19 protein-coding genes are annotated in these 23,694 nt (G+C 47.0%); 17 read left to right on the top strand and 2 right to left on the bottom strand.

What is annotated here, in order from left to right; genetic code table 11:
* Positions 1-2 precede the first annotated feature (2 nt).
* Together PV783_RS33690 and PV783_RS33685 are read left to right on the top strand one after the other, a co-directional pair.
* Positions 3-1,673: a hypothetical protein gene (locus PV783_RS33690; RefSeq protein ID WP_420991104.1), complete on the top strand. Its 1,671-nt coding sequence runs from the start codon at positions 3-5 to the stop codon at positions 1,671-1,673.
* Between the two features lie 24 nt (positions 1,674-1,697).
* Positions 1,698-1,799: an AraC family transcriptional regulator gene (locus PV783_RS33685; RefSeq protein WP_420991103.1), complete on the top strand. Its 102-nt coding sequence runs from the start codon at positions 1,698-1,700 to the stop codon at positions 1,797-1,799.
* Positions 1,800-1,804: 5 nt separating this feature from the next.
* Here PV783_RS33685 and PV783_RS33680 read toward each other — a convergent pair whose 3' ends face one another.
* Positions 1,805-2,596, bottom strand: a complete 792-nt coding sequence (locus PV783_RS33680) for a hypothetical protein (RefSeq protein WP_420991102.1) — start codon at positions 2,594-2,596, stop codon at positions 1,805-1,807.
* Between the two features lie 471 nt (positions 2,597-3,067).
* Between PV783_RS33680 and PV783_RS33675 the strand changes: the two genes are divergently transcribed.
* From PV783_RS33675 to PV783_RS33610, 14 genes are all read left to right on the top strand, one after another.
* Entirely contained in the window at positions 3,068-3,478 is a 411-nt protein-coding gene (locus PV783_RS33675; protein WP_420991101.1) for a VOC family protein, read from the top strand.
* A gap of 18 nt (positions 3,479-3,496) precedes the next feature.
* Complete coding sequence (locus PV783_RS33670; RefSeq protein WP_420991100.1) at positions 3,497-3,946, top strand: hypothetical protein; 450 nt, start codon at positions 3,497-3,499, stop codon at positions 3,944-3,946.
* Positions 3,947-3,949: 3 nt separating this feature from the next.
* Complete coding sequence (locus tag PV783_RS33665) at positions 3,950-4,837, top strand: DMT family transporter (protein WP_420991099.1); 888 nt, start codon at positions 3,950-3,952, stop codon at positions 4,835-4,837.
* A 94-nt stretch (positions 4,838-4,931) separates the two neighbouring features.
* Entirely contained in the window at positions 4,932-5,510 is a 579-nt protein-coding gene (locus PV783_RS33660) for an RNA polymerase sigma factor (protein ID WP_420991098.1), read from the top strand.
* Positions 5,511-5,561: 51 nt separating this feature from the next.
* Complete coding sequence (locus PV783_RS33655; protein WP_420991097.1) at positions 5,562-6,746, top strand: FecR family protein; 1,185 nt, start codon at positions 5,562-5,564, stop codon at positions 6,744-6,746.
* 225 nt (positions 6,747-6,971) lie between these two features.
* Positions 6,972-10,340: a SusC/RagA family TonB-linked outer membrane protein gene (locus PV783_RS33650; RefSeq protein ID WP_420991096.1), complete on the top strand. Its 3,369-nt coding sequence runs from the start codon at positions 6,972-6,974 to the stop codon at positions 10,338-10,340.
* 10 nt (positions 10,341-10,350) lie between these two features.
* Entirely contained in the window at positions 10,351-11,850 is a 1,500-nt protein-coding gene (locus PV783_RS33645; protein ID WP_420991095.1) for a RagB/SusD family nutrient uptake outer membrane protein, read from the top strand.
* A gap of 1 nt (position 11,851) precedes the next feature.
* Positions 11,852-12,643 (top strand): hypothetical protein, encoded by a 792-nt coding sequence (locus tag PV783_RS33640; RefSeq protein ID WP_420991094.1) that lies wholly within the window; start codon positions 11,852-11,854, stop codon positions 12,641-12,643.
* A 36-nt stretch (positions 12,644-12,679) separates the two neighbouring features.
* Entirely contained in the window at positions 12,680-13,606 is a 927-nt protein-coding gene (locus PV783_RS33635; RefSeq protein ID WP_420991093.1) for an ABC transporter ATP-binding protein, read from the top strand.
* Between the two features lie 9 nt (positions 13,607-13,615).
* The gene (locus PV783_RS33630) at positions 13,616-15,946 is read left to right on the top strand and encodes a Gldg family protein (protein ID WP_420991092.1); all 2,331 of its coding nucleotides are present in this window, start codon (positions 13,616-13,618) and stop codon (positions 15,944-15,946) included.
* Positions 15,947-15,956: 10 nt separating this feature from the next.
* Complete coding sequence (locus PV783_RS33625; protein ID WP_420991091.1) at positions 15,957-17,261, top strand: MutS-related protein; 1,305 nt, start codon at positions 15,957-15,959, stop codon at positions 17,259-17,261.
* Between the two features lie 13 nt (positions 17,262-17,274).
* The gene (locus PV783_RS33620) at positions 17,275-18,591 is read left to right on the top strand and encodes a MutS-related protein (RefSeq protein WP_420991090.1); all 1,317 of its coding nucleotides are present in this window, start codon (positions 17,275-17,277) and stop codon (positions 18,589-18,591) included.
* A 22-nt stretch (positions 18,592-18,613) separates the two neighbouring features.
* Complete coding sequence (locus PV783_RS33615) at positions 18,614-20,113, top strand: S41 family peptidase (RefSeq protein ID WP_420991089.1); 1,500 nt, start codon at positions 18,614-18,616, stop codon at positions 20,111-20,113.
* A gap of 33 nt (positions 20,114-20,146) precedes the next feature.
* A complete protein-coding gene (locus PV783_RS33610) occupies positions 20,147-21,379 on the top strand; it encodes an MFS transporter (protein WP_420991088.1) in 1,233 nt (410 codons plus the stop codon).
* On the opposite strand, the gene PV783_RS33605 is transcribed toward PV783_RS33610, so the two are convergent.
* Complete coding sequence (locus PV783_RS33605) at positions 21,285-22,397, bottom strand: LacI family DNA-binding transcriptional regulator (RefSeq protein WP_420991087.1); 1,113 nt, start codon at positions 22,395-22,397, stop codon at positions 21,285-21,287. The genes PV783_RS33610 and PV783_RS33605 overlap by 95 nt on opposite strands.
* 215 nt (positions 22,398-22,612) lie before the next feature.
* On the opposite strand from PV783_RS33605, the gene PV783_RS33600 reads away from it, so the two are divergent.
* Complete coding sequence (locus tag PV783_RS33600) at positions 22,613-23,656, top strand: LacI family DNA-binding transcriptional regulator (RefSeq protein WP_420991086.1); 1,044 nt, start codon at positions 22,613-22,615, stop codon at positions 23,654-23,656.
* Positions 23,657-23,694 lie beyond the last annotated feature (38 nt).

Genomic DNA, 23,694 nt, shown 5'->3' with positions numbered 1-23,694 from the left:
ACATGAAATTTATTTTATTGGCTTTGTTACTTGCTACAGGTACAACGCTTGTAGCACAGGAAAATGCAGTAACCAAATCATTATCGGTATTTAAAAACGGGCAGTCCTTTGTAGTAAAAGAAATAAAAGCCCAGGTGGCCGACAGTGGCTTTAGGCTCAACAATCTTCCGGTGGCATTATTTGGCACTTATTGGTTTGCCGGTACCACCAACCCTGTAAGCCGCGTGAGTAGCCGGGTAGAGCAGGTAAATGAAATACAGGAAAGAAAAGCCAACAGCTTTTTAGAACTGCTGCATGCCAACAAAGGCAAAAATATTACGATTGTTACCACCGATAATAATACTTACAAAGGCAGTGTGGAAGACTTTGACCTGCCCGAAGAAATTAACAGCAGGCTGCAGTTGCAGCAAATGCAATTGACTAATGTATATCGTGGGCAATACCAGTTCGACCGGCTATATGCCCCTGCCAACCCCGTTCTTTTACTAAAGATGAATGGTAAATGGATAGGCATAGAACCAGCCACCATCAAAACAATTACATTTGAAGATAAGCCCAGCCGCACTACCACAGCGCGTATTGCCGTTCAAAAACCTATAGTTACGGTATATTTTGCTAAAAGCGGGCAGCAATCTTTTACCATGATGTACCTGCAAAACGGGTTGAGCTGGACACCTGTTTACCAATTGCAACTGGTGTCTGAAACAGAAGCCACGCTTAACCTGCAGGCAGAAGTAAATAACAATGTAGAAGATATTAAAAATACGGATGTTGATTTTGTGATGGGGGTACCCAATTTTTCGCAAGCTATCACGCTGGCTACCCTGCTCAATTTTAGCAGTACCGGGAATATAGAAAACGCCAATATATACAGCAATGCCATACAAATGCGGGCGGATTATGCCAGGGACAGAGCTGCAGAATCTATTGTAATGCCGGCACAGGCGTCATCGCCTGATAATACCGCCGTAGAAAATGAAGACCTTTATTTTTATACACTAAAAAACATCAGCCTCAGCAAAGGGGAAAGGGCGCAATATCCTGTTTTTAATAAACCCGTAAAAATCCACCATTTTTATAAAACAGTATTGCCCGCATCTGCGATGAGTACCTATCAGGTAAACGGCGAAGAGGGGACGGCATCAGAAGAAATGGAAGCCGCGAATAATGCAGGGCGCGGCGCCACGCCCAACAAAGTGAACCACTTTGTTGAAATCTACAATAACACCGACAACCCATTTACATCAGGCGCTGTTTTAATCTTACAAAAAAATACACAAAAGCCCATTGCACAGGATGTGCTTAAGTTTACAGCCAAAGGCTCCTCTACGCCCATATTTATTACCACTGCACCGGATATCCTGGTACGGGAAAAAGAAGCGCTTGTTTCGGTGAAAAAAGAAGCCAAAACATATAATGGGTACAAATACACCTTAGCTACTGTAAAAGGTACCATTACTGTTATTAACAGCAAAAGCAGATTGGCGGATATACAGGTGCAGAAAACGATCAGCGGTGCCATTACTTCGGCCAGCACCAAATATAGCCAGTCATTAAATCTTGAATACAAAAACGATATCAACCAGGGGCGACAACTGGATTTTGAACTGGCCGTAGATGCCGGCGCAAAAAAATCATTCACCTACACTTATGAAATGTATATCAGGGAATAGCTGAATGATAAACACTGTAAGAAGGTGATTGCCTGCGGGCCGGGGTTCAGGTACCCGCAGCACTTCACGCGTCTCTTTAAGAAACGTGTTGGCTATACGCCCCATGAGTTCAGGACGCAAAATTAGAGAGATCACCCCGTTGCCAGGATCTTTGCACAACCTGCATATTTAACCACATCAATCACCTCGTTGGTGATGGGCATCCCCATTTCAATACCGATGCCAACCAACAATGTTTTGGTATCGTCCAATTCTGCCAGGTCCCTGATTTGCAATACAATTCTTTGCGCCTCAAAATCCTGCTTTACCGGTTGCCACTCCGTATGTGCCGTTGTTGGCAGCAGTAGCTTTTCCTGGCTTTGGTAATTGCTTTCTTTGCATACCACATCTGCCACCATCCCGAACGTAATAATAAACCGGAAAAAAGGATATTGCCAGGGCGCCACCAAATTGAATCCGGGGTTAAGTGCCGGAAGTTGTATCTCAGCACTGCCCGTTTCTCTTTCAATAAAACACCCGGCAGGATGGCGGACTACATAATCGAATGTATTCTTTTTATTCAATTGAAATCCATGCAGCAAATAACCATGCCGCGATAGCAGGATACTCCTTTGCCCCCTGTCACCCACTTTATCCTGTAGCTGGATATGTTTCGCCAGTTTAGTCAGGGTAGAGGTGAAATTGTAATCGGCCAGGTGCTTTACCGGGAATAATACCTGCCTGATCGCTTTGGACGCATAGCTGCAGCCACCAAACTCCGTATTGTTTTCCCGGGTACGTTCAAACCCCGGTGAATGTTTGATCTGTGCTTTGGAGGCGCCTCCTTTGCTGCGGACAATAATCTTATCAGTTCCTTTCATTTTATAGGCCGTCATATTGCCTATTGCGCCTATAAAGGCGATGCCATTAGTAAAATAAGCCATAACTCATTCATTGGTTATTATATGACCCTTCCAGGTATATTCGTATTATACCCGGAAAGAAAATAGTGTTTACCTGTATATAACCTGTATTTTATAGGTACGGGTTATCTACAGCTTATGTACGGCTTGAATACGGCTTATCTACGGCTTATCCTATAATGGCGCCTGCCGGAGGTATACCGCGTAAAAGCTTTTTTTTCGTTAATTTAGTACACCCGGTTTCCTGGATCAATACTGTGGCATTAAATGATAATCAACCTATTAAGTCAATTACCGCAAATGTGCTGCGGCAGTTTAAAGCTGCAGGCCATACCCCCGAAGAAGTGAACAGGAAAATAGCGGAAATGGCCAACTATAAGGAAATGTATAAAAGTCCGCACCATTGAATATAAAAGAGGAACAAGCATACCATTATTTATTGTATAATACATAGATTTATATCACTTTTTTAATTATACAACACATTTAAATATGAAAAAAGTAACGGGCCTCGGTGGCGTATTCTTTAAATGCGAAAATCCGCAAGGTATGAATGAATGGTACGCCAAAAACCTCGGATTGGCTACCAGTGAATACGGCGCAACGTTTGAGTGGCGACAGGCCGATGATCCGTTGAAAAAAGGAACTACCGCCTGGTGTACGTTTCCGCAGGATACCCAATATTTTAATCCGTCTGCCAAACCATTTATGATTAATTACCGGGTGGAAAATATCGTTGCGCTGGTAGAGGAACTAAAAAAGGAAAACGTAACCATTGTTGATGAGATCGCGGAGTATGACTATGGTAAATTTGTTCATGTACTTGATCCGGAAGGAAATATTATTGAGCTTTGGGAACCCAAAGAGGAGTTGGATCAGGATAACGTGGCAGGTAAACCGTGATTTTTATTTTCACATAAGATGACCTTAGATACAGCCAAACAAATTGGTAGAAAGTACGCGGTTGCCGCTCAACTGGTGACGATAATTATCCTGGAGTTGTTATGGTTTTTTGAAGAAGCCGGACAGGACCTGGCGAATGGACTGATCTTCTTTATAGATCAGCAGATGAACCTGGATGTGCTGTTGTTTTTTATTCTTCTTTTTGGGACCACTTATTTTTCAGGAGGAAAGGCCGGGGCGATGATTTTTAATAATCCCCGCCGGTATCTGGCAACAGGGATTAAGTACGCATTACTTATCTCCGCAATAATGATCATTTATTTGCTGGTGGTTTACCTGGTACACAATGGATTTAAAGGATCATTTTACCCGGTAATATTAGTATGCCCGGCTTTATTGATTACCATATCTGTAGTAGTTGCCTGGCTGTGGGCTTCCAGGCAAATGATGATAAAAATGAAAAACTGACGCGTGGGAAAAATTGTTATCACTGACCGTGCAAAAGGATTTATCAGTATTGTGTTTGTTATGCTCATATGGGGCAGTTCCTTTACTGTTACCAAAACGGTGGTGCAGGAAGTATCTCCCTACCTGTTTGCCACGCTGCGCCACATCGTTGCCTGCGCGGTGCTGTTGCCGTTTTATCTTCGTCAGCGTAAAAAAGTAAAACAACGGCTACCTTATAAAAGGCTGGCGTTAATGGGCATCCTGGGAATTACGGTATACTATGGCCTTTTCAATTTTGCCATGCTTTATATCCCGGCGTCCACCGGAGCGCTGGTGGAAGGTTTGATACCGGTAGCCATAGCCATTCCTGCGGCATTGCTGCTGAAAGAGCATATTGGTGGCAGAAGTATTGCCGGTATTATATTATGCGTAACGGGCGTAGTGCTGGTGGGTTTTGTGGGAAGCCCGGAGGGGGCGCATACCTTGCGGGGAAGTATATTGATGCTGCTGGCGGTTTGTTGCTGGAGTGCATACACGTTGTTGTCGAGAAGTTTAAAAGATACAGATACCATATTAGCCACTTCCGTCAGTACTTTTATTGGCTCGGCTTTTTTAATACCTATAGCTGCTGTAGAATTGTATCAGCATGGCATGCCTGAAATATCCGGGAGGGCCTGGGCCGGGATTATTTACCTGGGGGTGTTTGCCTCTGCGCTGGCCTATTTTCTTTACAACAGGGCATTGGAAAGTTTGCCGGCCGCCCAGGTAGGTAACTTCCTGAACTTAAACCCGGTGATCGGCGCGTTGATTGCCATGATTTTCCTGAAAGATACCTTTACGCCCTGGCAGATGGCCGGCGGCCTGCTGGTGCTGGCGGGTATCTGGTTAAGTTCAAAACGGGTAAAACAATAGATCGCCTGTCCTGCTATTAAATCTGATAATTAATGTTTAATTTACCTGGCGTCATGTGAACGGTCTTCTGATTGAACGATATTATCACAGCATAATGAATGAACAGGAATTACTAAACCAACTTGCTCTTGGCAACCAGGAGGCGTTTACAGCTATCTATTTACAATACCACGGCGGTATATATAATTACCTGCTGAAATTTACCAAGAATCCCATACTTACTGAAGACCTGGTACATGATGTTTTTCTGAAGATATGGGAGGTAAGGGGGCAGCTGGATATTAAATCGTCGTTCCAGGCTTACCTGTACCGGCTGGCGAGGAATACTGCATTAACGCAGTTAAACCGCATCTCCCTGTACGATATTATCCGGGATGAGGTATTGCACCGGGTTTCCCTGGGCATTAACGATCAAACCTTAATGAACGCCGTGGAGGCGAAGCAATATGAAGAACTGCTGCAGAAAGCGGTAGCCAACCTGCCTCCGCAGCGACGCGAGGCATTTATCCTTTGCCGGCAGCAGGGCAAAACATATGAAGAAGCCGCTGCACTGATGGACATCTCCCGAAATACGTTTAAACAGCACCTGTCGCTGGCAGTGAAGTCAATTAAAGAATACCTGCTGGAACATGGCGATATTTCATTGCTGATACTTTTGGTATCGCTGAAATAATTTTTTTCCCTCCGCATCCACCCATTTGTTTTATTCATTAGTCTTATTAATATGGAGCCGAATAAATTTTCCGAAACTGACTTGCTTCAAAAGTACCTGGACGGCACCATCACGGAGCCTGAAAGCACGGCGTTGTTTGCACTGCTGAAGGAGAATGACATGGAAGACAATGAAGCATTGGAAACGTTATTACAGCGGGTTTATGACCAGTCATTTACCGAGGCGCCTGCGCTTTCCGGCGATGCCAGTCAGCGGATCCTGCACCGGTTGCTGGCAGCAGTGGAAGATAATAATAAGGAAACGCCGGTTCGCCGCATCCCTTCCTGGTGGCGTTACGCGGCAGCGGCGGTATTGATTGTTGCGGTGGCTACTACAGCGGTATGGTTCATCAACAACCATAAGAAAGGAGTGCCTTCGCTGGCGGGAAATGTATCTCCTTCCGGAGAAATTGTTTCGGGTTCCAGTCGTGCGGTGCTGAAACTGGGTGATGGAGAAGAAATATTGCTGGACAGCACGCAGGGCAGCATTGTACATAATGGAAATTTTAATGTGAACAATGATAGCGGCAAACTGGATTACAAAGGGAAGGCAGTTAAGGTGGAGTATCACACGCTTACTACGCCCCGCGGCGGCCAGTACCAGCTGCAGTTGCCGGATGGCACGGCTGTATGGCTTAATGCAGCATCCAGCATCACTTATCCAACTGTTTTTACAGATAATTACCGGAAGGTAAAGGTAACAGGAGAGGTTTATTTTGAGGTGGCAAAAAATAAGGATCAGCCATTTATGGTAGATATCAATAACAAAGCCACCGTAGCGGTTTTAGGAACCAGTTTTAACGTGAATGCCTATACAGATGAACAAAATATCCGGACTACCTTACTGGAAGGAAGTATTATGATGATCCATGATCAGCAAACTGCTATGCTTCGGCCGGGGCAGCAGGCGCAGATCAACAATGAGCTGAAGATGAATATCATTAACAACGCGGATGTGGAGATGGTAGTAGCCTGGAAGAATGGGTTGTTCCGGTTCGACCATGCGCATCTCGACGAAGTGTTGCGGCAAATGTCGCGGTGGTATGATGTAGGTGTCGTTTATGAAAACGGGGTACCGGATATTATATTTAGCGGGGAAATAAAAAGAGATCTGAATTTATCACAGGCACTTGTTGTGCTGGAAAAGATGGGTGTTCATTACAGGATTGAGGGGAAGAAAATTATCATAATGCCATAGCTTAGGTCGTAGTATCAATCAAATCAATTTAATGGGTATGCCAGTCCGGAACGATAGCCGTCCGGTATGTTTAAAAGAAAAGCGGTAACGCTACAGGCGGAGCTTTGTCCAAACTGAAGATTACATGCATTTGAAACGGGGAGTGATCACAGTAAAAGTGACTCCCCCGGGAGCGGTATGCTCTGTAGGAAAGAAGTAGTTATTTAAATCAACCAAAAAATTGTTATGCTAAAATCCAGACTTTACAAGCGGTTTGCCTGGAGGAACCGGGTGTTCAGCAGGCTGATTGTATTTTTCCTTTTCACTGCTGCGCTGGGTTTGCCAGTCGACGTATTATCCCAGACCATCACCTTCAGCGGCAAGCAGGTGACGCTACAGCAGGCTTTTGCTGAAATAAAGAAGCAGGCTAATTATGCCGTGATATTTAATCCCGAACTGATCAATGTAAATGTGGCTATTTCAGTGAATGCAAAAAAGCAGCCGTTGGAAGTATTTATGAAATCGATATTGGCTAAACAGCCATTAAGCTACACTATTGTAGGTACCACCATTGTTGTTTTCCCCAAAATTGATTTTGGTCCGGATTCGGCGAAATTCGTCGTGGAGCCGGTTGTACATGATATTACCGGGTTTGTGTATGATGAGAAGACAGGTGCACCGGTAATAGGCGCCAGTATTATTGTAAGCGGTTCCTCCAAAGGAACACAAACCGATGAAAAGGGTTCTTTTACTTTAAGAAAGTTAAAAGACAATGAGCAGCTTACGGTTACCTGCATCGGTTTTGAAAAAGCGAATTTGACCGTTCCAATAGGGCAGTCGCTTTTGTATGTGAACATGAAAACGGCAACCAGCGTGTTAGATCAGGCGGTAGTGCAGGCATATGGTATTACCAGCAGGCGTTTGGCTACCGGGAATATCAGCAGGGTAACGGCGGAGGAAATAGAAAGGCAACCGGTGATGAATCCCTTACTGGCATTGCAGGGGAGAGTACCGGGTTTGTTAATCACACAAACCAGTGGCTATGCTTCGGCGCCTGTGAAAGTAGAGATAAGGGGAAGAAATTCGTTGGACCCGAATATGTTATCAGATCCTTTATACGTAATAGATGGGGTTCCGCTGACAGTATTGGATGTACCCGGCGCTTACACGTATCGCGGATTATCGCCGGGATATGTTCAGGGAGGGTTTTCAGCTACCGGCGGACAAAGTCCGTTGTTCAGTATGAACCCGAGGGATATTGCCAGTATAGAGATATTGAAAGATGCAGATGCCACTGCTATTTATGGCTCCCGCGCAGCAAATGGGGTGATATTGATTACCACTAAAAAGGGCAAGCCGGGAAAAACCACTTTCAACATGGAAGTTAACCAGGGAATTATTGATGTGCCCAAGCGTTATCAGATGCTGAACACCTCACAGTATTTACAGGTGCGGAAAGAGGCGTTTAGGAACGATGGTGTGTTTCCATCATTCACTACTGCACCGGACGTGGTATTGTGGGATAGCACCCGGTATACCGACTGGCAAAAAGTGTTGCTGGGAACCGGTAAGCAGCGTGCAGTGGTTACCAGTTTAACAGGCGGTGATAACCTGGCGATGTACCGCATCAGCGCGAATTACGCGCAACAGGAAGACCTGGTGAAGAACAGCGGTTTGAATCAGCAGGCGTCTGTGACATCCGCCATCGATGTGCGCAGTGTTAACCAGAAATTTTCACTTGGTCTGGTGCTTGGTTACAGCTATACAAACGTGGATGCGCTTTTTGCTAATCCCGAGATAATGACGTTGGCTCCCAACGCACCACCGATATATGACAGCAAGGGTGACCTGAACTACGCCGACTGGAATGCTGCAGGTATAGGCACTCGATTCCCTTTTTCTTATCTCCTCAATAAGAATAATACACAAACCAATCAGTTCAGCAGCAGTATCAGGATGAGCTATGAGCTGGCACGGGGGCTAAAGTTTGTTACTACCGGAGGCTACTCTTATATGACGGGCTCAAATAGCTATTTGATACCCATAGCGTCGCAGAACCCGATTAGTAATCCGACGGGGTCAGCTGCTTTTGGCACATCGAAAAATGCCAACCTGACCGTTGAGCCGCAGCTCACGTACAACCGTTTTATAGGCCGGGGCGATCTGGGTGTGCTGGTAGGAGGTACCTATCAATCCACAATGACAAACGGCACCACCACCTACGCAAGTGGCTACGGTGATGATGACCTGCTCCGCAGTATTAGCAGCGCCACTTTTTCACAAACCAGTGAAGGATATAGCAGGTATAAGTATGTTGGTTTTCTGGCGCGGATCAATTATGACTGGGAGCACAAATATATTTTAAATATGACAGCCAGGAGGGATGGGTCTTCACGTTTTGCACCCGGCAGGCAGTTTGGTAATTTCGGATCGGCAGCTGCTGCGTGGAACTTCTCAGAAGAAAAATGGTTAAAACGTTTCCTGCCGTCGTGGGTGAGCTTTATGAAGCTAAGGGCCAGCTATGGACTTGTAGGAGGGAATGCTCCATCGGATTACCAGTACCTGTCGCAATGGGCAGTAGTGCCAGCCGGTGAAAATGCACCGCTTTACGCCTATAACGGCGTGCAGCCTTTTGTGCCGATACATGCCGTTAACCAGGATTATCACTGGGAAACAAATAAAAAATTTGAGGCAGGCTTTAGCGCCAGCTTCCTGGAAGATCGCATTAGTATAGATGTATCCCGGTATCAGAACCGTTCCGGGGATCAGATTACCGGCCTGCCCACACCTGTTTATACAGGTTTCAGAACTGTGCTGGGCAACTGGCAGGCGCTGATAGAGAACAGCGGATGGGAAGGATCGGTCACTGCCACTTTGATTAAGAAAAAGGATTTAATATGGTCGGTCAATTTTAACATGGCCACTAACCGCAACCTGCTGGTGTCCTATCCGGGTATTGAATTATCTCCTTACTACACCCAGTATAAAGTGGGACAGTCGCTGAATACAGAATATTTATTGCATTACCTGGGGGTAGATCCGCAAACGGGTGGATACAGTTTTGTGGATTATAATAAAAACGGCTTCGCAAAGGCTAATCTTAACGTTCCTGCCGGTACTCTGGACGACGACCGGTATATCGCCATAGACAGAACACCGAAGTATTTTGGCGGTATAGGCACGACCGTTAACTATAAGGGACTTTCCGCTAATCTTTTGTTTGACTTCAAAAAGCAGCTGGGACGAGATCCGTTTGTTAGTAAGGTACGAGGCCAGATGAGTAACTTTCCTGTAAGCGCACTCAATGACCGCTGGCAAAAGCCTGGTGATAACGCCCGGTATGCCCGCCTTTCCAATGGTTACGTGGGTGATATATTTACTTCTGATGCCGGGATGACAAACGCCTCCTACTTTCGTTTGAGGTCTGTGGCCATTAGCTATTCTTTCTCCGATAAATTGTCAAAGAAGGCAGGATTAAAAGGATGTGTCCTGTCGTTCCGGTTGCAGAATATTTTCACTATCTCCAACTATACGGGTATAGATCCTGAAGTGCAGGATTATTCAGCTGTTCCGGCCGGCCGGAACTTTTCCGGCGCCTTATCATTTACGCTTTAAAATATCAGTGATGCGGATTTATCAAAGAACAATACTCATCGTTATCAGCAGCCTTTTCTGGAGTATGCTACATTCATCCTGCAGAAAGCTGATCGCTATTCCTGCACCTGTGAATACGATTACCACCACACAGGTATTCAGCACAGAAACAAAGGCCAATGCTGCTATGGCCGGCGTATACAGTGTCATGATCAATGGAGATAAAATGTTTAATACCTTGTTGGTGGGACAAAGCTTTTTTAGTGCCGGGCTGGTAACCATTATGGGCGGGTTATCGTCCGGTGAGATGTATAACTATGCAGGCAGCGATGAACAGGCGCTATATGTGCTCAGTACCAACAAACTCGGCATTTACCAGGCGGAGAAGGCTAACATGGCCTGGGAAACGGCCTATAAAACAATTTATGCAGCCAACTCGGTGATAGAAGGCATTGCAGCATCTACTGCTTTAGCGCTCAGGGACAGCACACGTAAAGCACTCACCGGGGAAGCAAAGTTTGTCCGCGCTTTTAGCTACTTCTACCTTACCAATTTATTTGGCGATGTACCCCTTGCGCTCACGGTAGATTTTAACCAGACACGCAACATGCCCAGAACACCGCAGCAACAGGTGTACCAGCAAATAGTAGCGGACCTGAAGGATGCGGAAGCCAATATGCCGGAGAGTTATCCTACCAGCAACGGCGAAAGGGTACGCCCCAACAAAGCCACTGCCACCGCATTGCTGGCAAGGGTATACCTCTACCTGGGTGAATATGTGAACGCTGTTGCCGCTGCTACAACGCTGATCGACAACACGGCGGCGTATGGCCTGGAAACCGATCTGACACATGTTTTCTTGAAAGAGAGCCGGGAGGCCATCTGGCAGTTAAAACAAACTACCACAGATGCTTCACTAAAGAATGCCACACCGGAAGGATACCAGTTCCTGCCGCTCGTTTTTATTACTGGTAGTTCAAATTTCGTTTTATCCGATCAATTGTTGAAAGTTTTTGAAGAAGGGGATCAGCGTTATGTTGCGTGGACTGACAGTACCAATAACTCCAACGCAACAGGCACATTTCCCGGCATTACCCACTATCCCAGTAAGTACAAGATCGGATCGGGCAACGGCGCTTTCGGTGCAGACGCAAAAGAATATTATGTAGTGTTCCGTTTGGCAGAGATGTACCTGGTACGTGCAGAGGCAGCCGCCAATGGAGGGCCCGGAGGCACCGCCACGGCTATTGCCGACCTGAATGTAATCCGCCACCGGGCAGGGTTGGGAGATCTGCCGGCTAACCTCACAGCTGTACAGGTAAAGGCTGCCGTAGCAAAGGAGCGGCAAACAGAGCTTTTCGCAGAATGGGGACACCGCTGGTTTGATCTGAAGCGAACCGGTATGGCGCACGATGTGCTATCAGCCATGCAGCTGAAGCAACCCTGGTTAGGCGATTACCAGTTGCTTTATCCTATTCCTGTTTCGGAAATTATTGCCAATCATTTCCTCACCCAAAATCCCGGTTATTGATATGCAGCAGATATTTTCCAGATACGCAACCGCATGGCAGCCGCTTCGCAGCAGGCTTATAGCCGCCCCGCTGCTCATGCTGATACTGTCGGCCTGTGCCAAACAAACAACAGCGCCCGGTAGCGCATCACTTACCATGATCAATGCGGTAGTGGGTAACAGCTCGCTGGTGACTAATTTCAATGGAAGCAATCCGTTTGATTACTATCTCGCCAACCGGATTTACTACAAAGCATTCAATGAAAATAACAACTGTTATACGCAGTTTAGCGGCAGTCAACCGCTGGCCCTGTACCAGTATCCCGACACCACGGAGAAAAGTGTTCCTCTTTTTAACCTGGTGCTGGACCTGCCCCTTGGCTCTATTCATACGTTGTTTTTAACGGGTACTGTTACGGCGCCGGATACACTGTTTGTGAAAGATGACCTGCCTTATCAACTCACCACCGACAGTTCAATGGGTATCAGGTTTGTAAATCTTTCTCCCGGCAGCAATGATATCAGCATCAACATCAAAGGACAAACAGGGGCGCCGGAAGTAGCACGCCTGCCTTATAAAGGCAGCACCATTTTTAAGGACTATAGTGCCGGATTTGAAGTACCCGACTACGAGTTTGAGTTCCGCGATGCTGCCAGCGGTGCATTGCTGGGAAGCTATATCACAGTGGGTATCTATCATCAAACCACCGTTTGGGCGCATCCCTGGATGTATAAGAATTTTACCCTGGCCCTGGTAGGGCTGCCAGGAGGCGCCGGTACCAGCGCACCTGCAGTAATGCTGATCAAGTACTGAATTAATTCATCAATATTTATTTACTAAAAACGCACTATGAGCACTATACTGAAAATTGAGGGGCTCTCACACCGTTACAGCACTTCCTGGGCTATACGGGATATTAACCTGGAAATAGAGCAAACCGGGGTAGTAGGGCTGCTGGGGTCCAATGGGGCCGGGAAGTCCACCACCATGAATATTATGTGCGGTGTGCTGAACCAAACGGAAGGCCGTGTTTATATCAACGGAATTGATATCAGGGAGCAACCGGAACTGGCTAAAAAAGAGATCGGCTTCTTACCGCAAAATCCTCCTTTGTATACAGACCTTACGGTAGATGAATTCCTTACCTACTGCGCAGAGCTGCGGTTGATGGAAAAACACCGGATCAAAGCAGCGGTGAACGAAGCCAAAGAACGCTGCGGTATTGCCCACTTCAGCACAAGACTGATCCGCAACCTGTCCGGCGGATACCGTCAACGGGTGGGCATTGCGCAGGCCATTATCCATAAACCCAAACTGGTAGTAATGGACGAGCCCACCAATGGGCTCGATCCTAACCAGCTGATTGAAGCCCGTAAGCTGATCAGGGAAATTGCCCTGGATCACACAGTGTTGTTGTCTTCTCACATTTTATCTGAAATACACCTGCTCTGTAAAGAAGTGATCATGATTGAAGGCGGAAGAATCATTTTCTCCGACAGCATGGACGCCTTCAACAACTATGTACAGCCGCATACCGTGCTGGTAGGAATGGAAAACATGCCTCCGGCTCCCGAACTGATGAGGATCAGAGGGGTTTCCAAAGTAGAGTTGCTGACCGAAAAACAGGCGCGTATTTACTTCGATGGAGAGAAAGATATCACGGAAAGGATTATCGCTGCTGCCGTACAACACGAATGGCGCCTTCAGGAGATCAGTCTTGATAAAGGCCTGCTCGACGATATTTTCAAGCAATTAACTATTCAATCCCACCATTAAACTTACGACATGAAGATGATATTTAAAGTTGCGAAAACAGAGCTTCGGAATCTCTTTTATTCGCCGGTAGCCTGGTTTCTGACGATCGCATTTATGGTGCAATGCGCGGTCTTTTATACTTACGCATTGTATCCGCTTGCAAAATGGCAGGAGATTTTTGCAAAAAATAACCCGAAGTTCAAAGACTTTAATGTGTCGTTGACGGCGGGGATGTATTTAGATCCCAATGGTATTTTTGTCAACGTGCTGCAAAACCTGTATCTGTTTGTTCCATTGCTTACGATGGGATTGATCAGCCGGGAAATTAACAATGGCACCATCAAGTTACTCTATTCCTCCCCGGTGAAGTTGCGTGAAATTGTTTTTGGAAAGTACCTGGCTATTATGTTATATAACCTGCTGTTGGTGGGCATTGTAGGGATCTTTATTGTAACGGGTTTATTCACTATCCGGTCGGCAGATTACGGCATGTTGTTATCCGCTATGCTGGGCTTTTACCTGCTGATGTGCTGTTATACAGCCATCGGGCTGTTTATGTCCAGTCTTACTACCTACCAGATTGTATCTGCTATTAGCAGCTTCATGGCTGTTTTTATCCTGAGCCGTATCGGTGGCTTATGGCAGAAGTATGATTTTGTGAGAGACCTGACCTATTTCCTTTCTATCTCAGGCCGTACCTCAAAAATGTTGCAGGGGCTTATTACCACAAAGGATGTCATTTATTTTGTGCTGATCGTTTATATGTTTGTGTCGTTTACGATGATCAAACTGAAAGGAGGCCGGGAATCGAAACCCTGGTTTGTGAAGGCCACGAGATATGTAGTAGTAGTGGTAGTGGTGCTGGCGATCGGCTATGTATCCTCCCGCCCGGCATTAACGGGGTATTGGGATACCACCGTTGGAGACATCAACACCCTGCATCCGAATACACAGAAGATCATCAAAGAACTGGGCAAGGAACCCCTGGAGGTTACCCTTTATACCAACCTGTTGGGCGGCGGCGCCGGCCCCGGCTTCCCGGAAAACCGGAACGCTTATTTAACGACCCTCTGGGAGCGTTACCAGCGTTTCAAACCGGATATTACTTTTAAGTATGTATACTACTATGATGTGGATGATAACGATAGTTCTATTTACAAGAACTGGCCAGGTAAAAGTTTGAAGGAAATTGCTGCACAGGTAGCGGATGGGTATGATTTAAATGCCTCCCTGTTTATGTCGCGGGAAGAGATCCGTAAAAAAATTAACCTGGAGCCCGAAGGCTACCGGTTGGTGATGCAGCTGAAGTACAAAGGCGAAACTACTTTCCTCCGGACTTTTGATGATAATATATTCTGGCCTGAAGAACAACAGGTGGCGCCGGCTTTTAAACGGCTTTTAAAGGCGGATTTACCAAAGAACCTTTACCTGACAGGAAACCTGGAGCGTAGCATTATTAAAAGAGGAGAACGGGAATTCCGGTTCCATACCATTGAAAAAACTAACCGTAATTCCCTGATCAACCTGGGTTTTGAGTCGGATACGCTTTCACTGGATCATGCGGATATCCCTGCCAACATCACCACGCTGGTACTGGCTGATCCCAAAACGGAATTGAGCGCTACTACCATGAGCAAGTTGAAGCAGTATATTGACAAAGGCGGCAACATGTTCATAGTAGGGGAACCCGGCAAGCAGCAAATGCTGAACCCCTTGCTGGCGCAATTAGGTGTGCGGTTAATGGATGGCACACTGGTGCAGCTCTCCAAAGATGAAATGCCTCATATGGTGTTGCCATTTATCACGCCTACCGCTGCTAACCTGGCCGACGAACCTTTTCTCCTCATACTGAGGGAAGCGTACAAAGAACATGGCGACAGCTTGTTCATGACAACTCCCGGAACTACTGCTTTTGCTTATGCGGATACCGGCGCTTTTGTGATAAAGCCTTTACTGCAAACACTGGAAAACAGGGCATGGCTGAAAGCCGGCACACTGGTAACAGATTCAACGCCTCCCGAATTTAACCCCGGGGAAGGAGATACCCAGGCGAAAGCATATGCCAACTACATCTCCCTGGAAAGAAAGGTAAACAACAAGGATCAACGTATTGTTTTAGGCGCAGACGCTGATATGATGAGCAACCTGCGGCAGGGCGGCAGCTTCCTCGGCAAAGGGTTTTACAGCTGGCTGGACGACAACCATTATCCTATTTATACACCACGTCCTAAACCACTGGATAGCCTGTTCACCATTTCGTCCGCCGGGGCAGCCATGTTGAAAATAGTATACGTATGGGTATTGCCGGGTGCGGTATTGCTGTTAGCCATTGTATTATTGATCCGGCGTAAGAGAAAATAAAACGGAAACTATGTTTTTACAAACAGATGATCAAACGATAGACGATCTTAGAATATTCGGTAAACGTGATGTGGGCGGCATCTACGACCTGTACAACCATACCCACACCCGTGGCGGCGAAACGGTACTGGAAGAGATGTTCCGTAACCCGCTGTCGGACCGCGAGGAGATCAACAGGAGAAGCAGCGTGATTGCGCATTTTGCCCGCCTGAAACTGGTGTTCCCCTTTGATGCGGCCTTGTTTGATATGGCCGAGAAGTACCTGATGAATACCGGCGCCAGCGAAAAACAAACCGTGCTGAGCGAAAAAGATATTGCCAACGGGGTAAGCGCCGTGATATCACTTATTCATCTTATAAAAAAATTTATAGAAGAAGAAGCAGTAACCGGCATCATTGCCTATGCACGGGAACGGGAACGCATTGCGGTATTACTCACGGATGCCGCTTTTGAACCGGCGCTGAAAGAAAGCGGGAAAGGGAAGTTATCCTATGCGGCCGTAACCGCCTATGATCTCCTGTTCCGGACCCGCGAGCGGTATAAGATAGAAAAGCTGATGGGGTATATCTATTACCTGGATGTGTATCTCTCCGTGGCCAAAGTGGCGGTGGACAGGCAATTTGTTTTTCCCAAAGCACTTGATAAAGGCACCACTGAACTGAAACTGGAAGGGGTATATCATCCCGGACTGAAACAGCCTATTGGCAACAACCTGGCAATGAATGCCAGTCAGAACCTCATCTTTTTAACGGGGGCCAATATGGCGGGCAAGTCTACATTTCTGCGCTCTTTAAGCACTGCTGTTTATGTGGCGCATATGGGCTTTCCCGTAGCTGCGGGGTTCATGGAGTTTTCGGTGATGGATGGCATTTACACCACCATCAACCTGCCGGATAACCTGGGTATTGGCGCCAGTCACTTTTACGCGGAAGTGCTGCGCGTAAAAAAAATAGCGACAGAACTAAGCGCGGGGAAATCGTTGCTGGTAATATTTGATGAGCTGTTCCGCGGTACCAACGTAAAAGATGCGCATGAAGCTACCGTAGCTATTACCAATGCCTTTGCCGGGAAGAAAAAAAGTATGTTCATTATTTCCTCGCACATTGTGGAAGCCGGGGAGGAGTTAAAGCAACGGGGCAATATCGGGTTCCTGTACCTGCCTACGCGTATGAACGGCCATACGCCGGAGTATACCTATACGCTGGAACGGGGTATCACCGACGACCGGCATGGTATGATCATTATCAGGAACGAAGGGATCCTGGAAACATTGAAGAACGGGAAGAAGCGTAGCGTTGCACATCTTGTGAAATAAAAAAATAATCATCATGGGTTTTAATACAGACAGGCAAACGATGGATGAACTGAACCTGCTGGGCAAGTACCGGCAGGGTTCCGTATATCATTTGTTCAACCACGTAAAAACAAGAGGAGGGGAACAGTTGCTCGACGATATGTTTCGTCACCCGCTGGAGGAGGCTGATGCTATCAATGACCGCAGCAGTGTTTTCCGGGGTTTTCAGCGGGCGAAACTGAATTTTCCTTTTGATGTATCGCAGCTTAATTTAATGCGCGAGTACCTGGATGCGGGTATGCAGGGTAACGGGTTACTGACATTGGCGGATACCCTCCTCAAAAAATGGCTTTCCGGTCTTACCCGCGACGAACGCTACAAGAAAAAAGTGCAGGGATTACAGGCAACTATTGTTACGTTGAAGAGATGTTATTCTTTTCTCGAAATGACACCGCCCGATATGGGGGCTTATACCTCCCGTTTAAAGGCAGTAAAAACCATCCTCTCCGATAAGCTGCTGGAACGCCTGCTGAATATGGATATCTACCAGGCGTTGCCGGTGAAAACCCTGGCCTTTTATGATCACCTGCTGAAGAGCAGGTTCCGGAAAGAGATGGAAGAAGTGCTGTTGTTTATTTATGAGCTGGATGTAAACATCGCGGTGAGTGATGTGGCGCGCGCCAGGGGATTTACCTATGCGGATGCGTTGCCGCACACGGAAAATATGTTGTCCGCTGAAGAGCTGGCCCACCCCTGTATCGACGGCGCCGTAGGAAACATTGTGCAGATGCAGGAGCACAGTAATGTGTTGTTTTTAACCGGCGCCAATATGGCCGGTAAATCCACCCTGATGAAATCTGTAGGCATCGGGATGTACCTGGCGCATATGGGATTCCCGGTGGCGGCGGCGCATATGCAGTTTTCTGTACGGGAGGGAATATACTCTTCTATCAATGTGGCGGATAATATCAGTCTTGGTTACAGCCATTTTTACGCAGAAGTGGTACGTGTGAAACACGCAGCAGAAGCCGCCGCCAGCGGGCAGCGCTTACTGCTGATGTTCGATGAGCTGTTCAAAGGCACCAATGTAAAAGATGCGTACGATGGTACGCTGGCGGTGACGGCCGCTTTTGCGGAGTACCACGACTGCCTCTTTATTGTGTCAACGCATATCATTGAAGTGGGGGAGGCATTAAGAGGCAGCAGCAATGTACAATTCGTTTATTTACCAACTATTATGGATGGCAACCGGCCGCGTTATACTTACCGGTTGCAGGAAGGCATCACGGAAGACCGTCAGGGGATGATGATCATCCGGAATGAAGGCATCCTGGAACTGATCGGTTCTTAACACAGAAAAATAATAACATCATATGAAGCAACTGTTGATATTTGGCGTAACCGCCATACAGGCTTTCTATTGCCTGAACACAGCCGCACAGGAAAAAAAATTATCGAACCTGACAAAGGAAGATCTTATTTCAGATTTTAAACTGGCGGTGGAGATCTTAAAAAAACAACATCCCAATCCGTATAAGTTTATAGACTCGGTAGCCTTTGCGCATAAAGTGGATTCATTACTGAATAAGGTAGCGCAGCAGCCGGATGTATTGTCGGGCGTGCAGTATTCGCCTATTTACCTGGTAAAGGATGTACATACCAATCTGGCGTTTTCAAATGACAACGGGAAGGAGTTGTACAGCATGATCAATTTCTTTCCGTTTCCCGTGATGATAGAACGGGAGAAGATATTCGTAAACCTCAAAGGCGGCAGTATTCCTTTCGGGGCGGAGCTGGTGAGTATTAACAACGTGCCGGTGAAAGATATTCTCGGCGCCTTATCGGCGCCGGCTTACAGCGATGGTTACATTACTACCGGGATGGACAGGCTGTACCCTAATTTCCAGGTAATTTTCAGTTTGCGTAACCCGCGGCTTAAAAGTTACCAGGTAGCTTTTCTGGCGCCGGGGAGCAGGGAGGTGAAACGGATTACGCTTCCCGCTGCAGATCCCACACAGGCGTATCATGCAGGGCGGCAGTCGGTGTTCCCGGTGAACCTTTTGCAACGGGCGTATTATATCTACAATAATTATTTTGATGATACACAAACGGGGCTGCTCACCGTAAATACCTTTGCGTTAAATGAAGCGGACGCTTATAAGGAGTTCAGTGAATTTTTCCGGGAAGTAAACAAACGGAAATACAAGCAGGTGATTATAGATATCCGTAGTAACGGCGGTGGTAATCCCGCTATCTCTGCATTACTTTATTCTTTCCTGGTAGATGCGCCTTTCCGGAATGTTTATAATTACCGCACCCGTACCATAGACCTGGCCTACCCGGAATATGCGGTGGCGGATAACGGCAGGCGGTTATCTGACGAAGATATCCAGGGGCATAAAAACTTTCTTTACCAGCGGTTTGATAAAGACTCTTCCGGTTTTTATGTGGGTAATGCCCGTTTGAAAGAAGGGTTACTGGAAAATTTTCCGCCCGATAAAGATGCGTTTCATGGGAACGTATATGTGCTGACGGGCGGTGGCACTGTTTCTGCGGCTACTTACTTTGCTTCGCTTGTGCAGAAAAACAAACGGGGCGAGATCATCGGGAAGGAAACAGGCAGTGGCGTGGCCGCTACTACGGCCGCGTGGTTTCTGAAATACCTGTTGCCAAAAACCAATTGTGTGTTAACCGTGCCGTTGTCGGAGTTGTATTTCTTTAATGCCAGCGCCGACAATGGCCGTGGTATTATCCCTGACAGGGAAATTCCGCTGACGAAATTTACTACGTATATCCAGTCGGGTAAGGACCCTGAGATCGCGTATACGCTTGAGTTGATCAAAGCCGGCGGTAAAGTTGACCAGATGCAGTAATTTTGCGGTGAATGAATCACCAGCAACTGTAATATGACCACCAGCACCGTTAAGCAACAAAGAATAAAAGATAAGAATATAGGAATAGCCACCTTGTTGGCTTTTGCCATGATTCCCATGTCGGGGTTTGCCACGGACATATACATCCCGTCGCTGCCGGGCATGACGCATGCCCTCGGTATTTCCAACAGCCAGGCCCAGCTTACGCTGAGTCTTTTCCTGATCAGCTACGGTTTATCGCAGCTTTTTATAGGTGGCCTGCTGGATAGTTTTGGCCGGTACCGGATTGCATTGGTGGCGATGCTGATCTTTTGTGCCTCCTGTGTTACCATTGCCAACACGCACAATATTTATGTGATTTACGCCATGAGGGTGCTGCATGGTATTACCATAGCGGCGATGGTGGTGAGTAAGCGTGCCTTTATTGTAGACCTCTACAAGGGTGAGCAGTTGAAACATTACCTGAGTCTTTTTACTATTATCTGGTCTACCGGCCCTATTGTAGCGCCTTTTATCGGGGGATATCTTGAAGTGAACTTTGGCTGGGAATCCAACTTTTATTTCCTGGGTGGTTTTGCCGCTGTATTATTATTGATGGAGGTGATCTTCAGCGGGGAAACCATCCAGCATACTACGCCGTTTCACCCGGCAAAGATCCTGTCTATTTATTACGGGATGATCCGTACGGGCAGTTTTACACTGGGTATCGTGATGCTGGGGCTCGCCTATTCGATGGTGATGGTATATAACATGTCCGGTCCTTTTATTATTGAGCATCATTTTAACCTGTCGCCTGTGATCACTGGTTACTGTTCGCTGTTCCTGGGTTTTGCCTGGATGGTGGGCGGATTTTTAGGGAAGGGGATGATCAACAAACCTTTTGTGAAGAAGATGAGCATCAACGTGGTGTTGCAATTGGCAGCGGCGTTGCTCTTGCTGGTGATGTTTTCCCTGTATGGTGGGTTGTGGACCATACTGGTGTTTGCTTTCCTTGTGCATGTGGGCGCAGGGTTTACCTACAATAATTACTTTACTTTTTGTTTGCAGATATTTCCCAAAAATGCGGGGATAGCCGGCGGGCTCACGGGTGGGTTGTGTTATGTAATTGTTTCCATGCTGAGTTATGGATTGATATATGTGTTGCCTGCCGAAGATGGCAGGCATTTGTCGTTTAGCTATGTACTCCTGATCCTTGCGAGTGCATTGGTGATGTACCGCGTGTTCCTGTTGTACCGGAAGCGGAAGGCGATAGGGGATGGCCAATAGTGGAGTTCCGGATGCAGAGATGAGTAGGCAGGACCCTTGTTTCAAAAGTGGTGAGCGGCCGTTTCCTTTCTATCAGGTCTATCAGTAGTTCCGCGGCGATTTTTCCCATTTCAAAGGCAGATTGCCGGATGGTGGTGAGGGAGGGCGACAGGAGTTCCGGGGAGCTGAAATTGCTGAACCCGGCGAGGGCCATTTGTTGGGGGATGCGTATACCTTGTTCGTGCAGGAGGGAAAAGCAGCGCATGGTAAGCCGGTCTGATCCTACCAGCAATGCATCCGGCGGCGTTTCCAGCGACAGCAGTTCGCGGATAGCGTTTTCGGCTTCGGGAATATTGTTGCCGCAGGCATCGCAGTATTTGATGTAGCTGTCGCGCACAGGCAGGTGATGGGCCAGCAATGCCTCCTGGTAACCCTGCAGGCGTTCTTTTGTAATAGAAAGACCAGCGGCGCCGGTGATGTGTGCAATATGCCGGTAGCCGCATTCCAGCAGGTGTGTGGTGGCATTAAAGGCGCCGCCTTTATTATCGGCAATCACCTGGTGGGTGTTGATGGCATCCGTAACACGGTCGAATAATACGATGGGCAGTCCCTGTTCATGTAGTTGCTGTATATGCCCTACATCGGTAGTGCCGGCGGATAAGGAAAGGAGTAGTCCGTCGATGGCCCGCCAGGAAAGATTTTCCAGGTTTTTTACCTCTCTTTCATAAGATTCATCGTTTTGGGTGATCATCACCAGGTAGTCCTTATTATAAGCGGCCGATTCTATGCCGCTGATTACTTCCGCATAAAAATTATTGGGGATACTGCTGAGGGCGATGCCCAGGCAGCGGCTTTTTTTGTTCTTCAGGCTCTGGGCCATGAGGTTGGGGCGGTAGTTATGTTTGGCAGCATATTCCTTTACCAGCTGTTGTGTGGCGTCGCTGATCTTGTAACTTCCTTTCAATGCCCTGGATACCGTGGAAAAGGAGAGGCCCAGTGATCTGGCAATGTCTTTAATTGTGATTGGTTGCTTTATCATAACATGGCTATTAAAAAATATTTAAAAGATAGAAGCCCATATTTATGCAAACGTTTGCCCTAATAAATAGTCCGGCTGATGGCAGTAGTTCAAATATAAGTGTTAATTTGACAATTAATTAGAAATTCAATGTTTGCGGGCTACTTTTTACAGTCTGCCGGGGGAGAATTTTATTTTTTTCAGATCTACGGCATAATCGATTAAGCTCAATCCACGTGTATAAGAAGATATCTATTCATGACATTGCCCGGCAATTAAATGTGTCCTCTGCCACGGTTTCCTATGTGCTGAACGGAAAGGCACAGGAGAAACGCATCAGCGCCGTACAGGAAAAGAGGATACTGGCTTTTGCGCGGCAGGCGGGCTACCGGCCTAACATGGTGGCTAAAAGCCTGCGTACCGGTAAAAGCAAAACCATTGGCATGCTGGTGGAAGATATCGCCGATCCTTTCTTTTCAAGTATTGCCAGGGAGGTAGAAAAAATAGCCAGCCGGCTTGACTATAAGATCTTTTATTCCAGTACAGAAAACGATACGCGTATTACGCAGGCACTGATCAAAGTGTTCCGCGACGCACAGGTAGATGGTTATATTATTGCACCGGCGCCGGGTATTGAGCAGGAGGTAAAGGCTTTGATAGATGATCACCTGCCGGTGATCCTTTTCGACCGGTATTTCCCCGGGCTGCCCACCGTGAACGTGGTAGTGGACAATTTCAATGGCGCCTACCAGGCTACGCGGCATATGCTGGAACAGGGCTCGCGGCACATCGGCTTTGTTACACTGGATTCAACGCAGGTCCAGATGAGCGACCGCCTGGCCGGTTATACAGCAGCCCTGCAGGAAGCAGGCATACAGCTCCGGGTATTGAAGATCCCTTACCGGCTTCACCCGGACAAGATTGCGGAGAAAGTCAAACTGTTTATCAAAAAGAATAAGGACATGAACGGTGTACTATTTGCCACCAACTACCTCGCCATCAGCGGACTGGATGCTATTAACAACCTGCACAAAAAGGTTCCTGCCGATATGGCTATTGTGGGCTTTGATGATAACACACATTTCTCCCTGTTTTCTCCTGCTATCACCGCTGTTGCACAACCGATGCAGGAAATATCAGAACAGGTGATGAAAAAGCTCATTGCCTGCATGGCGGATACAGCAGATATTTCCCGCGCTTCAACCGTTGTATTGCCCACCCGGCTGATCATCCGGGAGTCGTCTTTGCGGACAAACAGCAAAAAGTATTCATCTTCATAATTACATGCAAACGTTTGCTTGAGAATATAACTTAATCG

The organism is Chitinophaga sp. CC14 (assembly GCF_048957795.1).
Taxonomy (GTDB): Bacteria; Bacteroidota; Bacteroidia; order Chitinophagales; family Chitinophagaceae; genus Chitinophaga; species Chitinophaga ginsengisegetis.
The sequence above is the reverse complement of the archived record's forward strand: the minus strand, read 5'-3'. Positions and strand labels throughout refer to the sequence as shown.

Coding starts and splice junctions, on each gene's coding strand:
- PV783_RS33690 (WP_420991104.1), top strand. CDS start 3: ATGAAATTTATTTTATTGGCTTTGTTACTTGCTACAGGTACAACGCTT.
- PV783_RS33680 (WP_420991102.1), bottom strand. CDS start 2,596: ATGGCTTATTTTACTAATGGCATCGCCTTTATAGGCGCAATAGGCAAT.
- PV783_RS33675 (WP_420991101.1), top strand. CDS start 3,068: ATGAAAAAAGTAACGGGCCTCGGTGGCGTATTCTTTAAATGCGAAAAT.
- PV783_RS33670 (WP_420991100.1), top strand. CDS start 3,497: ATGACCTTAGATACAGCCAAACAAATTGGTAGAAAGTACGCGGTTGCC.
- PV783_RS33660 (WP_420991098.1), top strand. CDS start 4,932: ATGAATGAACAGGAATTACTAAACCAACTTGCTCTTGGCAACCAGGAG.
- PV783_RS33655 (WP_420991097.1), top strand. CDS start 5,562: ATGGAGCCGAATAAATTTTCCGAAACTGACTTGCTTCAAAAGTACCTG.
- PV783_RS33650 (WP_420991096.1), top strand. CDS start 6,972: ATGCTAAAATCCAGACTTTACAAGCGGTTTGCCTGGAGGAACCGGGTG.
- PV783_RS33645 (WP_420991095.1), top strand. CDS start 10,351: ATGCGGATTTATCAAAGAACAATACTCATCGTTATCAGCAGCCTTTTC.
- PV783_RS33640 (WP_420991094.1), top strand. CDS start 11,852: ATGCAGCAGATATTTTCCAGATACGCAACCGCATGGCAGCCGCTTCGC.
- PV783_RS33635 (WP_420991093.1), top strand. CDS start 12,680: ATGAGCACTATACTGAAAATTGAGGGGCTCTCACACCGTTACAGCACT.
- PV783_RS33630 (WP_420991092.1), top strand. CDS start 13,616: ATGAAGATGATATTTAAAGTTGCGAAAACAGAGCTTCGGAATCTCTTT.
- PV783_RS33625 (WP_420991091.1), top strand. CDS start 15,957: ATGTTTTTACAAACAGATGATCAAACGATAGACGATCTTAGAATATTC.
- PV783_RS33620 (WP_420991090.1), top strand. CDS start 17,275: ATGGGTTTTAATACAGACAGGCAAACGATGGATGAACTGAACCTGCTG.
- PV783_RS33615 (WP_420991089.1), top strand. CDS start 18,614: ATGAAGCAACTGTTGATATTTGGCGTAACCGCCATACAGGCTTTCTAT.
- PV783_RS33610 (WP_420991088.1), top strand. CDS start 20,147: ATGACCACCAGCACCGTTAAGCAACAAAGAATAAAAGATAAGAATATA.
- PV783_RS33605 (WP_420991087.1), bottom strand. CDS start 22,397: ATGATAAAGCAACCAATCACAATTAAAGACATTGCCAGATCACTGGGC.